The following is a 15,590-nucleotide window of genomic DNA, read 5'->3' on the forward strand; positions in this document are numbered from 1 at the left end:
GGCTCCTTTCCCGTTTTGTCGCTTTCTCTTTTTTGGATCCTGAGGAACAAGCGCCTGCCTCCTGCTCTCCCCGAACAAAAGCCCAGGATACGGCAACAGTTCCATCACCCACAAAGCAAGATCCCAGAGCAAAATCCCGAAAAATACCCTGTCCGAGTATAATCGATTTCTCCGCCAGACGATATGTCTTTTGTCCCGGCTAGCCTGATCATAAACCAAGTTGATCATAAAGGGAGCTGGACGTTACAGGCACGCATAAAACCACCCCCGGAAAAAGCTATTCCTTCCAGAAACCTCAAGATCGTGACAAGACCGGAATCGAAACAGAAGCATCCCTCCTCAAAGCGGGAAAGCACAAAATATAGAAGTATAATTATTGGAAAATACAATATCTATATCAACGTGCTATCAAGGGCACAAAAAAATCGCTTCTCAAAGTCGTCATTTTCGGCGTAGGCTTGTCATGGTTTTGTCATAAAGGAGCAAATCGCAGAGATAAAAAATAACTTGGGGAGAAACAAATGTCTGACCAGACAAATCCTGGAGAAACCGAGACCGACTTTGAAGTTGGTCAGGATAATATCGAGACCCAGATCGGCCCTTTTGGTCTTGATATCCACAATCCCGTATTCCTGATTTCCGGACTGGCCATCGTCGCCTTTGTCCTTGGTACCCTGATGGTACCCCAGGCCGCCACCGAACTTTTCAATTCAATGCGAGGATGGGTAACGGTCAATTTTGACTGGTTCTTCCTCTCCGCCGGGAACCTTTTTGTCCTTTTCTGCCTGTTGCTGGTGGTCACACCGCTTGGCGCAGTCCGTCTGGGCGGGGTCGATGCCACGCCTGATTACGGCTATGCGGGCTGGTTCGCCATGCTCTTTGCCGCCGGTATGGGTATTGGCCTGATGTTCTTTGGCGTATCCGAGCCGATTTCCCATTACGCCAGTTCGGTTGCAGAAACTGCAGGCACAGCCGAAAGCTGGGCACCTCTGGCCGGAGCACCCGGCGATGCTGCCGCGGCGGCACAATTGGGCATGGCGGCGACCATCTATCACTGGGGGCTGCATCCCTGGGCGATGTATGCCGTGGTTGCGCTGGCGCTGGCTTTTTTCAGCTACAACCGGGGCCTGCCGCTCTCGCTGCGGTCGGCCTTTTTCCCGCTGTTTGGCGATCGTGTCTGGGGCTGGTTCGGCCATATGGTCGATGTGCTGGCGGTGCTGGCAACCCTGTTTGGTCTGGCGACCTCGCTCGGTTTCGGGGCCTCCCAGGCCAATGCCGGGCTGAACTTTCTCTTTGGCATTGAAGACAGCAGCGGCACCAAGATCATCCTGATTATCGGTATTACTGCCATTGCCCTGATTTCCGTGGTGCGCGGTCTGGACGGCGGGGTCAAACGCGCCTCCGAGATCAACATGGTGCTGGCCTTTTTGCTCTTGATCTTTGTATTGTTTGTCGGCCCGACCGCTGACCTGCTCAAGGGCTTTTTCTCCGGTATCGGCGCCTATGTCACCAACCTGCCGGCCCTGTCCAATCCCTTTGGCCGTACGGACGCCAATTTCAGCCAGGGCTGGACCTCGTTCTACTGGGCCTGGTGGATTTCCTGGTCGCCTTTTGTCGGCATGTTCATCGCCCGGGTATCGCGTGGTCGGACTGTGCGCGAATTCATCATCTGTGTGCTGCTGATCCCTTCACTGGTCTGTGCGCTCTGGATGACGGTCTTTGGCGGCACAGCCCTGAGCCAGATTGTGGTTGAGGGTTATACCGGTGCACAGGATGCAGCAACCGAACTGCGGCTCTTTGCCATGCTGTCGGAACTGCCTCTGACCCAGATCACCTCGGCCATCGGCATTATTCTGGTGGTGGTGTTTTTTGTCACCTCGTCTGATTCCGGCTCGCTGGTGATCGATACCATCACCGCAGGCGGCAAGACCGACGGCCCCATGCCCCAGCGCGTCTTCTGGTGTGTGTTCGAGGGACTGGTGGCCATCACCCTGCTTTTGGGCGGCGGCCTCGCCGCGCTTCAGGCCATGGCGGTGACGACGGGCTTCCCCTTCGCCGCGGTGCTGCTGCTGATGTGTGTCAGCATCTGGAAAGGATTGAGTGCCGAACGCAAACTGATGTAGCTGTTCGGCGCACACAAGAATCTACCCTGCAAGTAAAGTCAGCTTGCGAACTGCCCCTGAAGCAACAGGCTGCTTCAGGGGCTTTTTTATCTGTATGACCCGGCGGTTAAGTTAATCGCTGCTCCCGCAGGTCCTATCGATAATCTTCAGGCCACGGTCTTGAAACGCCCCATGAAAAAGCGCAGGCAACTCGGCTCGTAAGTGAACTCCAGCCCGCGGATCTGCTCTGCCCGCTCCATCAGGTCGATCACGGCTTCTGCAGCGACGTCCATATGTGACTGGGTATAGACCCGTCGCGGAATGGTCATGCGCACCAGTTCCAGCCTTGATCCGTAATTTGCCCCGGTTTCCGGGTTGCGCCCGGCGGAAACAATGCCCCGTTCCATGGTCCGTACGCCGCTTTCGACATAGAGCGCAGCCGCCAGTGCCTGAGCCGGAAATTGTGCCTGCGACAGATGCGGCAGGATCGCCCGGGCATCAAGGAAGATCGCATGACCGCCGATCGGCCGGACAATCGGCACCCCGGCATCAATCAGCTTTTTACCCAGATATTCCACCTGCCCAATACGCGCGCGCATGTGATCATCACAGAGGCTTTCGCGAATGCCGATGGCCAGTGCCTCCATATCGCGCCCGGCCATACCGCCATAGGTATGTAGGCCCTCATAGATCACCACCTGTTCACAGGCCTGCTCATAGAGAATTTCATCATTAAGGGCCAGGAATCCGCCGATGTTGACCATGGCGTCTTTTTTGGCCGACATGGTCGCACCATCGGTCAGGGAACAAAGTTCATGCGTGATCTCGGCAACGGTCTTGTCCCTGTATCCTTCTTCGCGCTGCTGGATAAAAAAGACGTTTTCCGCCACCCGGGTCATATCGTGCATGATCTTGATTCCACTGGCATCACACAGCTCTCTCAAGGCACGCAGATTGGCCAGCGAGATCGGCTGTCCTCCCGCCATGTTCACACAGGTCGCCACGCAGATATAGGGGATCTTTTCCGCACCGACCCGCTCGATCAAGGCCGTGACCTTGGCCAGATCCACATTGCCCTTGAAGGGGTGGTCCGAAACCGGATCATGGGCTTCATCAATGATCACATCGACAAAGGTCGCTCCGGCCAGTTCCTGATGCAGACGGGTGGTGGTGAAGTACATGTTGCCCGGTACATAGTCGCCCGGCTTGATCATGATCTTGCTCAGGATATGTTCCGCGCCGCGCCCCTGATGGGTCGGCAAGGTGTATTTGTAGCCGTAACAGCTGCGGATGGTTTCCTCGAGATGATAGAAATTGCGGCTGCCCGCATAGGCTTCATCCCCGGTCATCATGCCCGCCCACTGCCGATCGCTCATCGCCCCGACCCCGGAATCCGTCAGAAGATCAATATAGACATCTTCGGATTTCAACAGGAAAGTATTGAACCCGGCCTCACGGATCGCCTTTTCCCGCTCCTGCCGCGAGGTCATGCGGATCAGTTCAACCATCTTGATTTTATAGGGTTCAGCCCAGGAAGTAATCGTCATCTTGTTTCTCCATAAAACATCGATAACGGGCCTGGTTCTTTTAAAAGAGTGACACCAAGCCCGCAGGGACTTGGCATTTCAACCCTTGGAGATCGCGCTCGAGCAAGTGGCCAACATAGATAATCTACCCCCGAACACAGTCCTTGAATTTGATTCCGGTCAAGCCTTTGCTCCGGCATTTCTCCAGACTGACGCGAAAGGCAAAAGCCGAAGTCGGAAAAAACACCCGGTGATTGAACCTTTTTCAAACGGCCTGCGACCTATTCAGGCTAGACTCAGTCATCAGCAGCCAAACAAGGCCGCAAGACAAAAGCAAAGCGGAATGCAAGAACCGTTGCAAAACAGAAAAAGGAACAGAGAAGTGAACCAGTACAGAAGCTTCCTTCTTCTTGCCTGCTCCCTGCTGCTCGGCTCACTTACCCCGCGCAGTGCCCCGGCCGCAGAAACTCTGCTACTTTTTGAACAGTTCGCGGACTGCCAGATCAGGGTCAGTGCCTTTCAGGACACAAAAACCGATACTGCAACGTTGCGGTTTGATGCCTTTACCCTGGATGAGGCGGGCATACAGCAACACTGCTCCCCCGGGGAGACAACTGTTGCCGACAGTCTGGAAAAAGCCTTTGCCACCCATAAACAACAGGCCAGCCCGCCCCGCCTGACCTCGCTCTTTATCGGCAGGCTGGATAAATACAACTGGATCAGGGATTACCTCGCCACAGCTGCTTTTGCCACACATTCGCCGGATACACCCGACAACAAGATCGTCGAGGATTTTGTCACTGGCCTGATGGCTTCGACTCTCCTTGATCCCTTCCGCAGTCCAGCTGATCAGGCGGGCTATCCGCTCCCCCGGCTCAGCTGTGAAAAACTGATCACAGACAGCGCGGGTCGCCCCCTCGATGCGCTCTGCTGGCTGGTCTTTGCCGGGGGGGAATAACCGGATGTTTCTCCTTGGTGTCATTGGTTTTCTTACCGCCTACATCCTGTTTTTCAACGGTCTGTCCCAGGCCCTGTTCCAGATCCCGCTGTCTGATCTGCTGGTCAGTTGGTGGGACTACGGCGAACTTCGCGCTCTCTGTCTGGGCATGAATTTCCTGCTTGTTTCTGCCGCGCTGATTTTCGGGCTGGTTGTGCATAATCTCGCCGCGCTGCTCCGGGGGACAAAAGAGATCTTTATCTATCTCGGCCTGGCCTTGGACAAGGGGATCTATCTTGCCCGCCCCGCTGACCCGCAAGAAGAGATTTACCTGCCCGGTGACTTTGCCTTTTTCGGGGCCGCCGGGATCGACAGTCTTTACCGCCAGATCATGCTCACCCACTACAGCGGGCGTTATTATACCCCGCTGGAGTTTCAGCCCTCCCGTGCGGTCCTGCTGCTGATCACCTGCCTGATCTGTGCTTTTTTTGCCTCGATCACCAATCTTTTTATTCTCAAAACCCATGCCTTTGAGCAGGGCTTCTTTCCCGGGGTCATCACCAGCAAGAATACCAACATCGAGGGGATCGCCAGCCTGCTTTTCCAGCAGCAAAGCTTTTCCCTTATGCCCTGGGCTGCGGGGCTTATCCTTTTATTTACCACCCTGGTCCTGCTGTTCCGGCTGTGCCGTCCGGCAAAGATGACGCTGCAGATTGGCGACAGCCCGCGTGCCTTGCCCATCCCCGCGCGGATACGTCCGGGATACAAAATCCAGGGGCAGGTTATGGCCCGGCGGTTTCATTATCACCACAGCGGTAAAAACCGCCGGGCAAAGCTCAGCTTTATGACCTATCTGATCAAACTCGACACTCCTTTCAAACCTGCGGTTTACATGACCTGGATCTGCGACGATCCAAAAGATAAAACCCGCGATCTGGCGGACCGCGCGCTGGAAAACAAAACCAGCCTGACCCTGCGCATCCGTGACTTTGAGCCCCGGGTTGTGCCAGGCTCTTATGATGAAGCCCCCTATTGCCTTGAGGTCGTGACAAAATGAACAGTAAAGAACCCGAACAGCCCGGCAGCCAACCAGACAACCCCGCCCGCGTCCCTTCCCGCGCCCGGACACGGCAATCCCTGTTGATCGGCATCTTTCTGATCATCGCCGGGCTTGCCCTCTATTTCTATGCCATGAGCGGCCCGGCCTCCGGTGTTGCCCTGGCCGGAGTTTTCTGGGGGCTGCTGGCCCTGTCCGGCTGGGGACTGATCGCGCTGGGGCTGCTGATCTTCTGCTGGCTCGCCCTCAAAAAAATCATCTCGGCCTTTTGTCAACGCCAGAGATAAATCCGCTTCATCTGAACCGACGCACCAATAAAGGCTCAACGCCCGGAATGGCAGACGAGTTAAACAACCGAGGACAGAATGCAGGATAAAACACCCCCCAGCTCAGGCTCCCGCCGCCCCCTGTTGATCGGTGTCTTTCTGATCCTCGCCGGGATTGCGCTCTATCTTTACGCCATCAGTCCCCCCTCCTCCGGATATGGCCGATACGGATTTTTCTGGGGAGTAGCTGGCTTGTTCGGCTGGGGGTTGATCGCCTCCGGCCTGCTGACTTTCTGCTGGCTGGGCCTCGGGAAAATCATGAAAAACCGCCGGAATCCCCCTGGATAATCCCCTGCCCCATAGCCAATTTTGTAAAAACTTTGAACCTCCCCTCGCCTTGGCCCGACCAACCAGCAAGTTTGTCGTTACTCCCCTGTTTGACCACGCGAAGGGAACACTCTTATGAAAAACACCTATTTTCCCTGTTCCGGTTCTTTTGGCAGCCTGCTGCTCGCCGGAACACTCCTGCCCCTGTTCTGTCCCTCTCTGGCCGCTGCCGACAGCGCCAATACCTTCTTGCAGTGGATGAGCAACCCAGATGTATCTGTGGCCAGCGACGGGACCAGATACACCACCCTTGTTCCACCCGGCGCACCGCTACAGGGGGCCTTTATCGTCCAGATTGACGCGGGGATATCCGGACGGGTCAAAAGCTGGAAAAGCTGGCCCTCTCTTGCGCTTGAACCGGACAATCCTTCTCACCCCGGTGCATGGCTGGTGTTTGAAAACGACGGTGACAGTGCAAGCTATTCCCGCCCCCGCCCCAAGTCGGTCAACACTGCCGCCCCTTTCTTTCTCGACAGCAACAGCTATGCTTCTCTTGCCGTCGAAGCCTGTAACGCCGAAGCAACAAGGCTGTCGGGACAGGGACTGGATGACAGCGCAATCTTTGCCCAGAACCGCGAAGCAAAAATCGCTGTGCGCGGCAATCTGGATTACAGCACAACAGGCATTACAGGCACGCAAACTCCGGAAGAAGTCGACAGCTGGAACGCCTTCAAGGCGATCACCGTTATCTGCCTGAAAAGGGATGATTCTCTTGACCCTGTGGTCCAGACCATCGAAGACGCGACCCTCACCGCCCAGACGGCCCAGATCAGCAATATCACCGGTGCCTGTGAAATGACCCTTTCTGGCCAGATCACTTCTGCCGAACCGAACAGACAGGTGAAATTCCGCTATCACGACAACAGCGGTCAGCAGAGTGACGAAAAAACCATTGTCACCAACGGATCGGGCCACAGCAGCTTTGAACACAGCTATCCCGTCAGTGCCGACACTGCCGATGGCAAGGTCCGGATGATCGGCAGCAGCCCTGCCTTTATGTCAAACTGGGCCAGCTATGAGGTCAACTGCAGCGCGGCCCCCGACGAACTGATAACCCAGCTGCCACCAAAAGCCAGCCTCGTGGTCGCGGTTCAGGAAGAAGCCCCCCACCGGGGCATGGCCTGCCCGGTTACCCTCAATCTGATCGGCAAGCTCGAAGGCCGGGGCAAATCCTCAGGTGCTGCCGCAATCCTGAGCGCTGGACAGATCAAAGCCCTGAAGGCCTATAACATCGACAAGGACGAAAAGGTCTTTTTTCAAGGCCCGCACAGCCTGTCCTGGGACGGTTTGGCCTTCCTGCAACAGTCGGTAACCTTCCGGCTCAACGTCACCAATGCCAGCGGCGATGTGGTCGACAGCGTCGAAAAAACCCGCGCCTTCACCTGCCGCCCGATCACAGCTTCTCCCCTCGCGGGGGGTGCTGCAGACGGTTTTGCCCCAGCCACCCCGACCCGGCAGAAACTCACCCCTCTTCCGTCCCTGCGCCCCTCCTTGCGGACAGCCCCCTTGCCACAAGGGGAAGAGGAAGCCCGGCCCCCTGCCCGCCTGAAACAACGGAATGCGCCCTGATACCAGACAACAAAAAGAAAGCCCTGTGGACCGACCGGGGGAAATACTATATTTTCCGCCCGGTCATTTGCCGCAACGGTTTCCCTGCTGAAAGTCTGTATCTTGTCCCTGTGCTCCCGCCCTGTTCCAGCCCTTGCCTCTTTTCCTTCTGCTGCTGTTCTTTTTCGGGTATGTCTGACAGGGCTTGCCGGGGTCCTGGTCTTGCTTCTTTTGACCCACAGCGCCCTTGCAGAAATGCCCGAGCCAGGCAAGACCCTGCCGCTGCCTGGGGGTACCGGGACCTACCGGATCGAGGGTTCACAGGGACAGTGGCAGCTGTTGATGACGCCGCTTGCACCACAATCCCCGGCTAAAGCAGAAGTCGTACCAGAAGACGCACCAGAAAACACAGCAGAAAACGCAGCAGAAAATGATCCGGGCAGTAATCCAGAAAACAATCCGGACAGCCAAATCACCCGCATCGACCTTTCGGGCTGTCATTTCTGTGCTGCCTCAACGGAAGCCCCGGGAGACCCGGAAACCGGGGAAGACAGCGACAACTGCGACGCGGACGGGATCTTTCCCCTTCGACTGGGAGAGGGACTTGGGCAGGAAAGTTATCTCGGGGTCGCCTGTCATGTCGGTGCGCACAGCCAGCGTGTCAGCATCTATACCCCCGGCAGCAGCACCCCTCTGTTTGAAGTCACCGGGGGCTATTTCGCCGAAATGACCCTCTACCCCGGCGCGCTGTCTGTTGCTTATGACCGCATGGTGACTGAAAACGAAATGTCTCTGGAACAGGCGGTTTTCCCGCCGGAAAAACAGCGGGAAGTCCTGCTGCTCTCCCAAGCGGACTATCAGATCGGCAGCATCGAGGACAGCGATGTCCCCGCCGGCAGCGATGGTTCGGCCCCCTCTCCCGAGGCTGAAACAGCGTCTTCTGATGTCACCGAGCTTGCGCCCAAAGCCGAAGCAGAAACCGGGACTGAAACCGGGACTGAAACCGGGACTGAAACTCCGGCAAAGGCTGCTAAAGGGCTGTACCTCCTGCCCGGGCAACAGGCCTTGCGTGCGGGTCCCGCATCAACTGCGCCGGTGCTGGTCTGGCTCAATGGTGATGAACAGGCGGCTCCCCTGCAACGGGCCGGGGCGGCGGTTTTTGGCAAGTGGTATCCGGTCTATACTCCCGACGGGGATTACGGCTATCTGAACCTCGACCAGCTCGATCTGAGATAACGCCCTGCAGCACAGATTTCAGGCCTGCGCCCGATAGGACCGGGCCCAGATACCATCGACACGGCGTTCGCCGCAAAAAGTCATGCCGATCTTTTCCGCCACCCGGATCGAGCCTGCATTTTCCGGGTCGATATCGGCCACCACCTCGTGAACACCGGGCAGGGCCAACGCATGTTTCAGGATCAGGGCTGCAGCCTCGCTGGCATAACCCTTGCCCCAGGCCGCACGGACAAAACGCCAGCCGATCTCGACCTGTCCGCTATCGGGCAAAAGATCAGAAGGTTCCGTCAGAATTTCATCTGGATAGGCCAAAAGCAGAACCCAGCCCAGAAAGATTTCCGGTGCCGCCCGCGCGACAACTGACCAATAGCCCAACCCTGCGGGATAGTCAGCATTCATCCGCGCCAGCACAAAGTCGCGGTGCGCCTGGGGATCTTTCCAGGGCCCTGGAATATAGCGCGTCACCTCGGGATCACGATCCATCGCCAGACAATCTTCGAGATCGCCCAACACCCGCGGGCGGACCAACAGGCGCTCGCTTTCGAAAGAGGGAAGAAGTTTCTTCTGCATAACAGACCCTGGTGAATAACATTCTGAGGTGGAAATGTTGAAAATTCATAATTCTCGAGGCAGGTACTGGATGTTAAATCGACAGCCCCAGCTCGACAGAGACACCCCAGTACAAGAAAAACCCTACTATCCAGGGCAGATAAAACAAAGCTGTTAATACCAGGGATAGCCTGCCAGAAAACAGAATATTCAATCTGCACGTCAGCAGCAGGAAAATACCATCTCTGTACATACAGTACAGCTGCACACTAAGACTGCGAGTGATGTCTGAAATTTTATCTTTAATTTATTGCTCGGTAAGATTGGGGTATCTTGCCCCCGATTTGAAATTTGCTTGAATTAAGATAGTATTTTTGCAGTTTTTCTCCTGGGAGACCGAAGTATGAAAAGACGTAAATGGACGAGTGAAATGAAGAGCCTGATTGTATTGTCAGGGCTTAAGGGACAGTCCGTAAGCGACATCTGCAATGAGCATGATATCAGCCGCTTAGTGTGGCGATGAAATAATGCGTTAAATAGTTGAGAAAGTCATGAAATAGTCATTGAAAATATATTGACTTATGGTTGTGCATAAAAGTCTTATCTTATTAGTTTTTTATAAAAGGAGAATGTTTGTATTGATAAAATATAGATTCCTTATTGGTATGGGCTTACTTATATTTTGTATCTATATATTTTTCCCGATGCGTTTACTTGGAGGTTTATGGGAAAGAGCTAACATTCCCACAAACTTCGTTTTGGGCGAAACCCTATACTACAACACAAGTCCTAGCTGCTTGCTGGTGGTGTATGAAGTGATTAATTTTTCTGACAAGGAATTAGTTTCAGAGGTCGTAAAATATAAGCCTTTTTTTTCTGGCCAAGGCTTCCAGTACTACCTTGATTTTGAAATAAATCCCGATTTAATGGTTGGAAATGCTGCGTTGTCAGGTCGAGAATGTATCGAAGATCTTGTACTGGAAAAGCAATATATAAATGCTTTAGAATCAAGCTATTCTGTTTTTACTTATAGCCTTAATGGTGCTCGAATTCTGATATATGATCGATTTTCTAATATATTGTATTATGCTACATGGAGTTAAGTATTATGGGAATTTTTTATAACTCAAGTGAAGGTGTTTGGGTTGTCGATAGTATGCAACCGTCCGATCCCCCAGACCAACCATCACTGACTATCCCAACTATACTCAGCTCTGCTGAATATAGTTCCAACGTAGCAGCTCGTTGATACGGTTGATCTTATGATCGGCAATCCGTCCCAACACATCTGTTAACCAGGCTTGCGGATCAATTTTGTTAAGTTTAGCCGTTTCAATGAGGGTATAAGCAATCGCAGCAGACTTGCCGCCTCGATCAGATCCCATAAACAAGTAGTTTTTACGGCCAAGCGCAATGGGCCGCATGGATCGCTCGGCTGTATTATTGTCGAGTTCCAAAAAGCCATGGTCCAGATAGGGCTTCATGCGTTTCATACGCGTGATGGCATAACCGTGCCCCCAGGCCGCCCGGGCAAAGCGCCAGCCGATCTCGACCCGATCCGGACACTCCCCCTCTGGATAGACCCTACCCCCATCCGCATTTTCCGGCAAAATTTCCGAGGTCACCTCAGGATAAGCCAGCAGCAGGATCCAGCCGAGAAAGGCTTCGGGCTGTTCCTTATTGCCGCTGGCCTTTGCCATCACCGACCAGTAACCCAGCCCAGCCGGATAGTCCGCCGTCATCCGCGCCAGAACAAAATTCCTATGATCATTCGGGTGATCATTCGGGTGCTTTTGCGGATCTTTCCAGGGCCCGGGAATATAGCGCGTCACCTCGGGATCACGATCCATCGCCAGACAGGCCTCCAGATCACCCAACACCCGCGGGCGGACCAACAGGCGCTCGCTTTCGAAAGAGGGAAGAAGTTGCTTCTGCATAACAGGTCCTGATCATACTTTCGGGTGACATCTGTATTTTTTGCCCGGATAGCCATGGAGAAATCGCACCGATGAAACAACGGTGAAACATCGGTGAAACAACCAGCTATAGAAATTAGACCAACAGATAATACCCCGCAATCGGCAGGGTAACAGGATTAAATGCCAGCGCACAGATGCTCGCCATCACGCCGACCCGCAGGCGGCTTTGTGGCAGCATTTTTTTAAACGGCAGAGACCAGAGATTGATCCAGCCCATCACACAGACCCGGAAAAACCATTTCAGACCTTCGAAAAAAAGATCAAAGACCACATACTCCAGCAGGAAAAATACTGCGCGCAGCAGTGCGCCGATCACCTCGATAATCAACTCGCCCAAAGCATATCCCCGTTCGTACCTGCGGCCCTGAAACCATCTGGTCAACCACCTGATCAGCCGCCTGACCGATAGCCTCTTACTGGTGCTTTTTAATATCAGCACAAGGATCAGTTGTTTCAAGAGCAGGGATTAACTCCGCTATAGATTATGAGGGGTCACTATAGGAATTTGTCCCTCTTGGTGCTTTTCTCCGGCAGTGGTAACATCGTCGCTTGTGTTCGCAGGAACGGCCCCGGCAAGAAGCGGAATGCTCTTCGGGTGGTAACGTGAAGTTCGCAGACTTCAGGGACAGAAATTTTCAGGGGACAAGACAAGTGTTGCCAGCGGAACGGCCTGTAACAGGGCGGTTCGGAACCCAGTTCAATCAGCAATCCGGTCCTGATGACGGCCTTGAAAAAGCCACCGGGACCCAACCTTGTGACAGGGAGTTCGGAAGTGGCGTACAGTGCAAAAAACCTCCACGAAGATTTACAGAACGAGCTGAAAAGCGGGTATAACCCCCGTCAGATTTCCCGGGCAGCGGTAAAAATTTACCGGGCGCACGACCGGGAACTCAGCCCCTATCTCGACAATAAGCTGTTGCAACTCAATACCATGCAGGAAAGCCCGGAACTGGAATTTTCCGAAGGCGAATTCCGCCACCTGCTCCAGGAACTGAACCGGGGATAGTCTTCCCGCCCTCACGCAGAGACACCAGAGACACCAGAGATACCGAGATACCGAGATACCGGAGACAAGACACCAGAATGCCCCAAAGCGATCCCGGAAAGCGATCACAGCGGTCAGCATCTGGAATAGGCCAAAGCCCCCGGACCAGCCCGCCGGGGGCTTTTGTTTTGCCATTATCAACCGCTTGCCTTCCCTGGCAAAATTACCAAGAATCTTCGCGTTTAAGAGCTCTTGGCTTTTACCTTATTCGCTGATTTCCCAGGCTTTACTGGCTTCCCGGATTTCACTGGCTTGACCGCCTTCAGGCTGCGTTCAATCGCCAGGTCGCGTTCGTTCTCGGCCAGGGCGGTGATAAAGCTGTAGACCATGCGGCCCAGTGGTGTGGCGGTATTGATGCCTTCGTGCAGGGACTGGAAATCAATCGCGCGGCCTTCCAGCGCCCGGATAAAGTCGATCAGCTCGACCGTGCGCCGCCCCAGACGGTCCAGCCGCCAGACCACCAGCGTATCCCCCGCCTGAGCCAGCGCCAGTGCCTGATCCAGCGCCGGACGCACCACGCGGTTCGAGGTTATCACCTCGTCAAAGATCCGCTCGCAGCCCGCTTCCTCCAGCGCTGTGATCTGCTGCGCCAGATTTTGCCCCTCCGCCGATACCCTGGCATAGCCGATTTTCATATTCCGTCCCGCAGATTCACTCACAAATTCTTGGTATGATTTAAGTTATTTATAGACAGGACTGCCCTGTATTTCCAAGTCCCCAAAAAATCGACTTTGGCATCACCTTCCCATTCCCGCCATATTCAGGTCATCTCTTGTGCATTATTGCCGGGCAGTCTGGGGGGATTCTGGGGAGATTCTGGGGAGATTCTGGGAACGTTAAGCATAACGCCTACAAATACGTCCCTGGAATTCAGCCCCGAAAAATAACCCGCCACAAGAGACTGAGCGATGCAGGACAACACAGAAGAAAACCCCTCCTCCAACAAGACCCGCCAGACAGACGTGATCTTTGCCCTGCGCACAGTTGCCTGTCCCAAACTGCGCCCCGCGCCCCTGCCTCCCCGGCGGGCCGGGCGGGTTGAGCTGTGGCAGGAAGCTTCACAGGCAAAGATGCAGCAGCTGGAGCGCCGCGCCCTGCAAACCGCATAGGCAAAGACAGCGGCACTTTTCCTTTTATGCCGCTCGGGTCATCTGAACCGGAAAAGCTGCACCAGCCCTTTGTTACGGGGTTAAAGGGTTACGGGGTTAAAGGGTTACGGAGTTACGGGGCTATTTGCTACCTTGCCTTTTGTGATCTTCTTACTGTTTCCGATCAAAAGAACAAACGTCAGGCAGCAAATTTACCTTTCAACGTCTGATAGAGATCGCGATAGCGGGTCAGCCGGATCTGGGCAACAGCCTGCTGTTGCGGGTCCGGGCGGATGATCTGGCGGATTTCCGGTGTGACACAGATCTCGGCAATGCTGCCCTCCCCGGCGGCCAGCCGGGCGAGCCGGGCGGCACCAAAGGCCGGGCCAACTTCTGTCGCCACGTGATAGTGCAATTCCCGCCCCAATGTGTTGGCCAGAATCTGCCCCCACAGACTGCTGCGGGCGCCACCACCAATGACTGATATGGCATCGATATCGCCCCCGGCGGCCAACAGCGCCTCAAGGCCATCAGCAAAGGCAAAGGCCACGCCCTCAAGCACAGCACGCCCCAGCACCGCCCGGTCAGTTTCATGGGTAAGGCCAAAAAACACCCCCTGCGCTTGCGGATCGTTATGCGGCGTGCGTTCCCCCGAAAGATAGGGCAGGAACAGGGGGCCAGCGTCCCTCTCATCCGTTTGGCACGGGTCTGAAAAGGTCTGGTCTGCTTCTTTCTGGTCAAGGACAGCGATTTCCGACAGCAGTTCGACTTCATTCTTTGCCCCGGCCAGGCGCGTGACCCAGCCAACACAGCTTGCCGCACTGAGGATGACAGACATCTGGTGCCAGCTCTGCGGCAGACAGTGGCAAAAGGCATGAACCGCATCGGCCGGGTTGGGCGAGAATTTGTCATTACAGACAAACAGCACCCCCGAAGTTCCCAGCGACAGAAACGCCTGACCCGGTTTAACCGCGCCCAATCCAATCGCCCCTGCGGCATTGTCTCCTGCCCCGCCCGCCACCAAACAATCCGGGGAAAAGCCCCAGCGCCGGACAATAGCGGGTAAAAGAGTTCCGCTGGACGCACAGCCTTCGATCAGGCGGGGCATCTGCGCCCGGCTCATCCCGGTTGCACTCAGCAGTTCATCCGACCAGTCGCGCGCGGCCACATCCAGCCAGAGCGTCCCCGCCGCATCAGACATGTCCGACACATAATCCCCGGTCAGGCAGAAGCGGATATAGTCCTTGGGCAGCAGGACTGTTGCAATTTTTTCGAAAATTTCCGGCTCATATCGCGCCACCCACAGCAACTTGGGCGCGGTAAACCCCGGCATGGCGATGTTGCCCGAGATCCTGCGCAGATCGGGGGCCTGTTGTTCCAGCAAAGCACATTCCGCGCTGCAACGGCCATCGTTCCACAGGATCGCCGGGCGCAAGACCTGCCCTTCACGATCAAGCAGCACCGCCCCGTGCATCTGTCCGGCCAGACCAATGGCCTTTACCGCGGCAAAAGCCCGGGGATTTTCCGCCTGAAGTCCGGCAAAGGCCTGTTGCACGGCCTGCCACCAGTCCTCGGGGTTTTGCTCGGACCACAGGGGTTTCGGGCGCGTCACCGTCAGGGGAATCTCGACCTGGGCCACCACATCCTGCTGTGGGTCACAGATCACCGCCTTGATCCCCGACGTACCGATATCCAGTCCCAGATACATTTTTTCCCGCCCCGTCTGCAAAAGTGTTTTTCTGGAAATATACTTGAGCCACAAGGCATGCCTGTCAATGCGCAGTGATCCTGCACAGACTTTTATGCTTTCAACTGGTATCCGGTATTATCGCATCCGGTACTCTGGCACCCGGAGTGCACCAAGAAAAGC

General features: G+C 55.2%; 16 protein-coding genes. 10 read left to right on the forward strand and 6 right to left on the reverse strand.

Annotation, left to right across the window (positions count from 1 at the left end):
• Positions 1 to 521 precede the first annotated feature (521 nt).
• Positions 522 to 2,123: a BCCT family transporter gene (locus B152_RS0105560; RefSeq protein WP_020591406.1), complete on the forward strand. Its 1,602-nt coding sequence runs from the start codon at positions 522 to 524 to the stop codon at positions 2,121 to 2,123.
• Between the two features lie 146 nt (positions 2,124 to 2,269).
• Here B152_RS0105560 and B152_RS0105565 read toward each other — a convergent pair whose 3' ends face one another.
• Positions 2,270 to 3,649 (reverse strand): tyrosine phenol-lyase, encoded by a 1,380-nt coding sequence (locus B152_RS0105565; RefSeq protein WP_020591407.1) that lies wholly within the window; start codon positions 3,647 to 3,649, stop codon positions 2,270 to 2,272.
• A 361-nt stretch (positions 3,650 to 4,010) separates the two neighbouring features.
• On the opposite strand from B152_RS0105565, the gene B152_RS0105570 reads away from it, so the two are divergent.
• From B152_RS0105570 to B152_RS0105595, 6 genes are all read left to right on the forward strand, one after another.
• Positions 4,011 to 4,586, forward strand: coding sequence for a hypothetical protein (locus B152_RS0105570; protein ID WP_157230879.1), 576 nt, complete (start codon positions 4,011 to 4,013; stop codon positions 4,584 to 4,586).
• A 4-nt stretch (positions 4,587 to 4,590) separates the two neighbouring features.
• Positions 4,591 to 5,622 carry a hypothetical protein gene (locus tag B152_RS0105575; protein ID WP_020591409.1) on the forward strand — a complete coding sequence of 344 codons (1,032 nt, stop codon included), beginning with the start codon at positions 4,591 to 4,593 and terminating at the stop codon, positions 5,620 to 5,622.
• Positions 5,619 to 5,909, forward strand: a complete 291-nt coding sequence (locus tag B152_RS0105580) for a DUF1634 domain-containing protein (RefSeq protein WP_020591410.1) — start codon at positions 5,619 to 5,621, stop codon at positions 5,907 to 5,909. Before B152_RS0105575 ends, B152_RS0105580 begins: the two co-directional genes overlap by 4 nt.
• 78 nt (positions 5,910 to 5,987) lie before the next feature.
• On the forward strand, positions 5,988 to 6,236 hold the full coding sequence (locus tag B152_RS0105585) for a hypothetical protein (RefSeq protein ID WP_020591411.1): 249 nt from the start codon (positions 5,988 to 5,990) through the stop codon (positions 6,234 to 6,236).
• Between the two features lie 114 nt (positions 6,237 to 6,350).
• Positions 6,351 to 7,844, forward strand: coding sequence for a hypothetical protein (locus B152_RS0105590; RefSeq protein WP_020591412.1), 1,494 nt, complete (start codon positions 6,351 to 6,353; stop codon positions 7,842 to 7,844).
• A gap of 201 nt (positions 7,845 to 8,045) precedes the next feature.
• Positions 8,046 to 9,059 (forward strand): hypothetical protein, encoded by a 1,014-nt coding sequence (locus B152_RS0105595; protein WP_157230881.1) that lies wholly within the window; start codon positions 8,046 to 8,048, stop codon positions 9,057 to 9,059.
• Positions 9,060 to 9,077: 18 nt separating this feature from the next.
• Here the strand turns inward: B152_RS0105595 and B152_RS0105600 are convergent, their stop codons facing one another.
• A complete protein-coding gene (locus tag B152_RS0105600) occupies positions 9,078 to 9,629 on the reverse strand; it encodes a GNAT family N-acetyltransferase (RefSeq protein ID WP_020591414.1) in 552 nt (183 codons plus the stop codon).
• A gap of 617 nt (positions 9,630 to 10,246) precedes the next feature.
• Here B152_RS0105600 and B152_RS0105605 point away from each other — a divergent pair.
• Positions 10,247 to 10,711: a hypothetical protein gene (locus B152_RS0105605; protein WP_169337406.1), complete on the forward strand. Its 465-nt coding sequence runs from the start codon at positions 10,247 to 10,249 to the stop codon at positions 10,709 to 10,711.
• 105 nt (positions 10,712 to 10,816) lie between these two features.
• Here the strand turns inward: B152_RS0105605 and B152_RS25780 are convergent, their stop codons facing one another.
• Both B152_RS25780 and B152_RS0105620 read right to left on the reverse strand, forming a co-directional pair.
• Positions 10,817 to 11,545, reverse strand: coding sequence for a GNAT family N-acetyltransferase (locus B152_RS25780; protein ID WP_020591416.1), 729 nt, complete (start codon positions 11,543 to 11,545; stop codon positions 10,817 to 10,819).
• A 115-nt stretch (positions 11,546 to 11,660) separates the two neighbouring features.
• The gene (locus B152_RS0105620; protein ID WP_157230885.1) at positions 11,661 to 11,969 is read right to left on the reverse strand and encodes a hypothetical protein; all 309 of its coding nucleotides are present in this window, start codon (positions 11,967 to 11,969) and stop codon (positions 11,661 to 11,663) included.
• 390 nt (positions 11,970 to 12,359) lie between these two features.
• Here B152_RS0105620 and B152_RS0105625 point away from each other — a divergent pair, with 390 nt between their 5' ends.
• Entirely contained in the window at positions 12,360 to 12,593 is a 234-nt protein-coding gene (locus tag B152_RS0105625; protein ID WP_157230887.1) for a hypothetical protein, read from the forward strand.
• Positions 12,594 to 12,814: 221 nt separating this feature from the next.
• Here B152_RS0105625 and B152_RS24745 read toward each other — a convergent pair whose 3' ends face one another.
• Entirely contained in the window at positions 12,815 to 13,291 is a 477-nt protein-coding gene (locus B152_RS24745) for a recombinase family protein (protein ID WP_157230889.1), read from the reverse strand.
• 249 nt (positions 13,292 to 13,540) lie between these two features.
• Here B152_RS24745 and B152_RS0105635 point away from each other — a divergent pair, with 249 nt between their 5' ends.
• Complete coding sequence (locus B152_RS0105635) at positions 13,541 to 13,741, forward strand: hypothetical protein (RefSeq protein ID WP_020591420.1); 201 nt, start codon at positions 13,541 to 13,543, stop codon at positions 13,739 to 13,741.
• Between the two features lie 178 nt (positions 13,742 to 13,919).
• Here the strand turns inward: B152_RS0105635 and xylB are convergent, their stop codons facing one another.
• Positions 13,920 to 15,428 carry a xylulokinase gene (xylB, locus tag B152_RS0105640; protein ID WP_026261312.1) on the reverse strand — a complete coding sequence of 503 codons (1,509 nt, stop codon included), beginning with the start codon at positions 15,426 to 15,428 and terminating at the stop codon, positions 13,920 to 13,922.
• Positions 15,429 to 15,590 lie beyond the last annotated feature (162 nt).

Source organism: Kiloniella laminariae DSM 19542, assembly GCF_000374005.1.
Classification (GTDB): domain Bacteria; phylum Pseudomonadota; class Alphaproteobacteria; order Kiloniellales; family Kiloniellaceae; genus Kiloniella; species Kiloniella laminariae.

Bases quoted from the DNA above. Each gene is read 5' to 3' on its own strand.
- B152_RS0105560 (WP_020591406.1), top strand. From the start codon at position 522: ATGTCTGACCAGACAAATCCTGGAGAAACCGAGACCGACTTTGAAGTT.
- B152_RS0105565 (WP_020591407.1), bottom strand. From the start codon at position 3,649: ATGACGATTACTTCCTGGGCTGAACCCTATAAAATCAAGATGGTTGAA.
- B152_RS0105575 (WP_020591409.1), top strand. From the start codon at position 4,591: ATGTTTCTCCTTGGTGTCATTGGTTTTCTTACCGCCTACATCCTGTTT.
- B152_RS0105580 (WP_020591410.1), top strand. From the start codon at position 5,619: ATGAACAGTAAAGAACCCGAACAGCCCGGCAGCCAACCAGACAACCCC.
- B152_RS0105585 (WP_020591411.1), top strand. From the start codon at position 5,988: ATGCAGGATAAAACACCCCCCAGCTCAGGCTCCCGCCGCCCCCTGTTG.
- B152_RS0105590 (WP_020591412.1), top strand. From the start codon at position 6,351: ATGAAAAACACCTATTTTCCCTGTTCCGGTTCTTTTGGCAGCCTGCTG.
- B152_RS0105600 (WP_020591414.1), bottom strand. From the start codon at position 9,629: ATGCAGAAGAAACTTCTTCCCTCTTTCGAAAGCGAGCGCCTGTTGGTC.
- B152_RS25780 (WP_020591416.1), bottom strand. From the start codon at position 11,545: ATGCAGAAGCAACTTCTTCCCTCTTTCGAAAGCGAGCGCCTGTTGGTC.
- B152_RS0105635 (WP_020591420.1), top strand. From the start codon at position 13,541: ATGCAGGACAACACAGAAGAAAACCCCTCCTCCAACAAGACCCGCCAG.
- xylB (WP_026261312.1), bottom strand. From the start codon at position 15,428: ATGTATCTGGGACTGGATATCGGTACGTCGGGGATCAAGGCGGTGATC.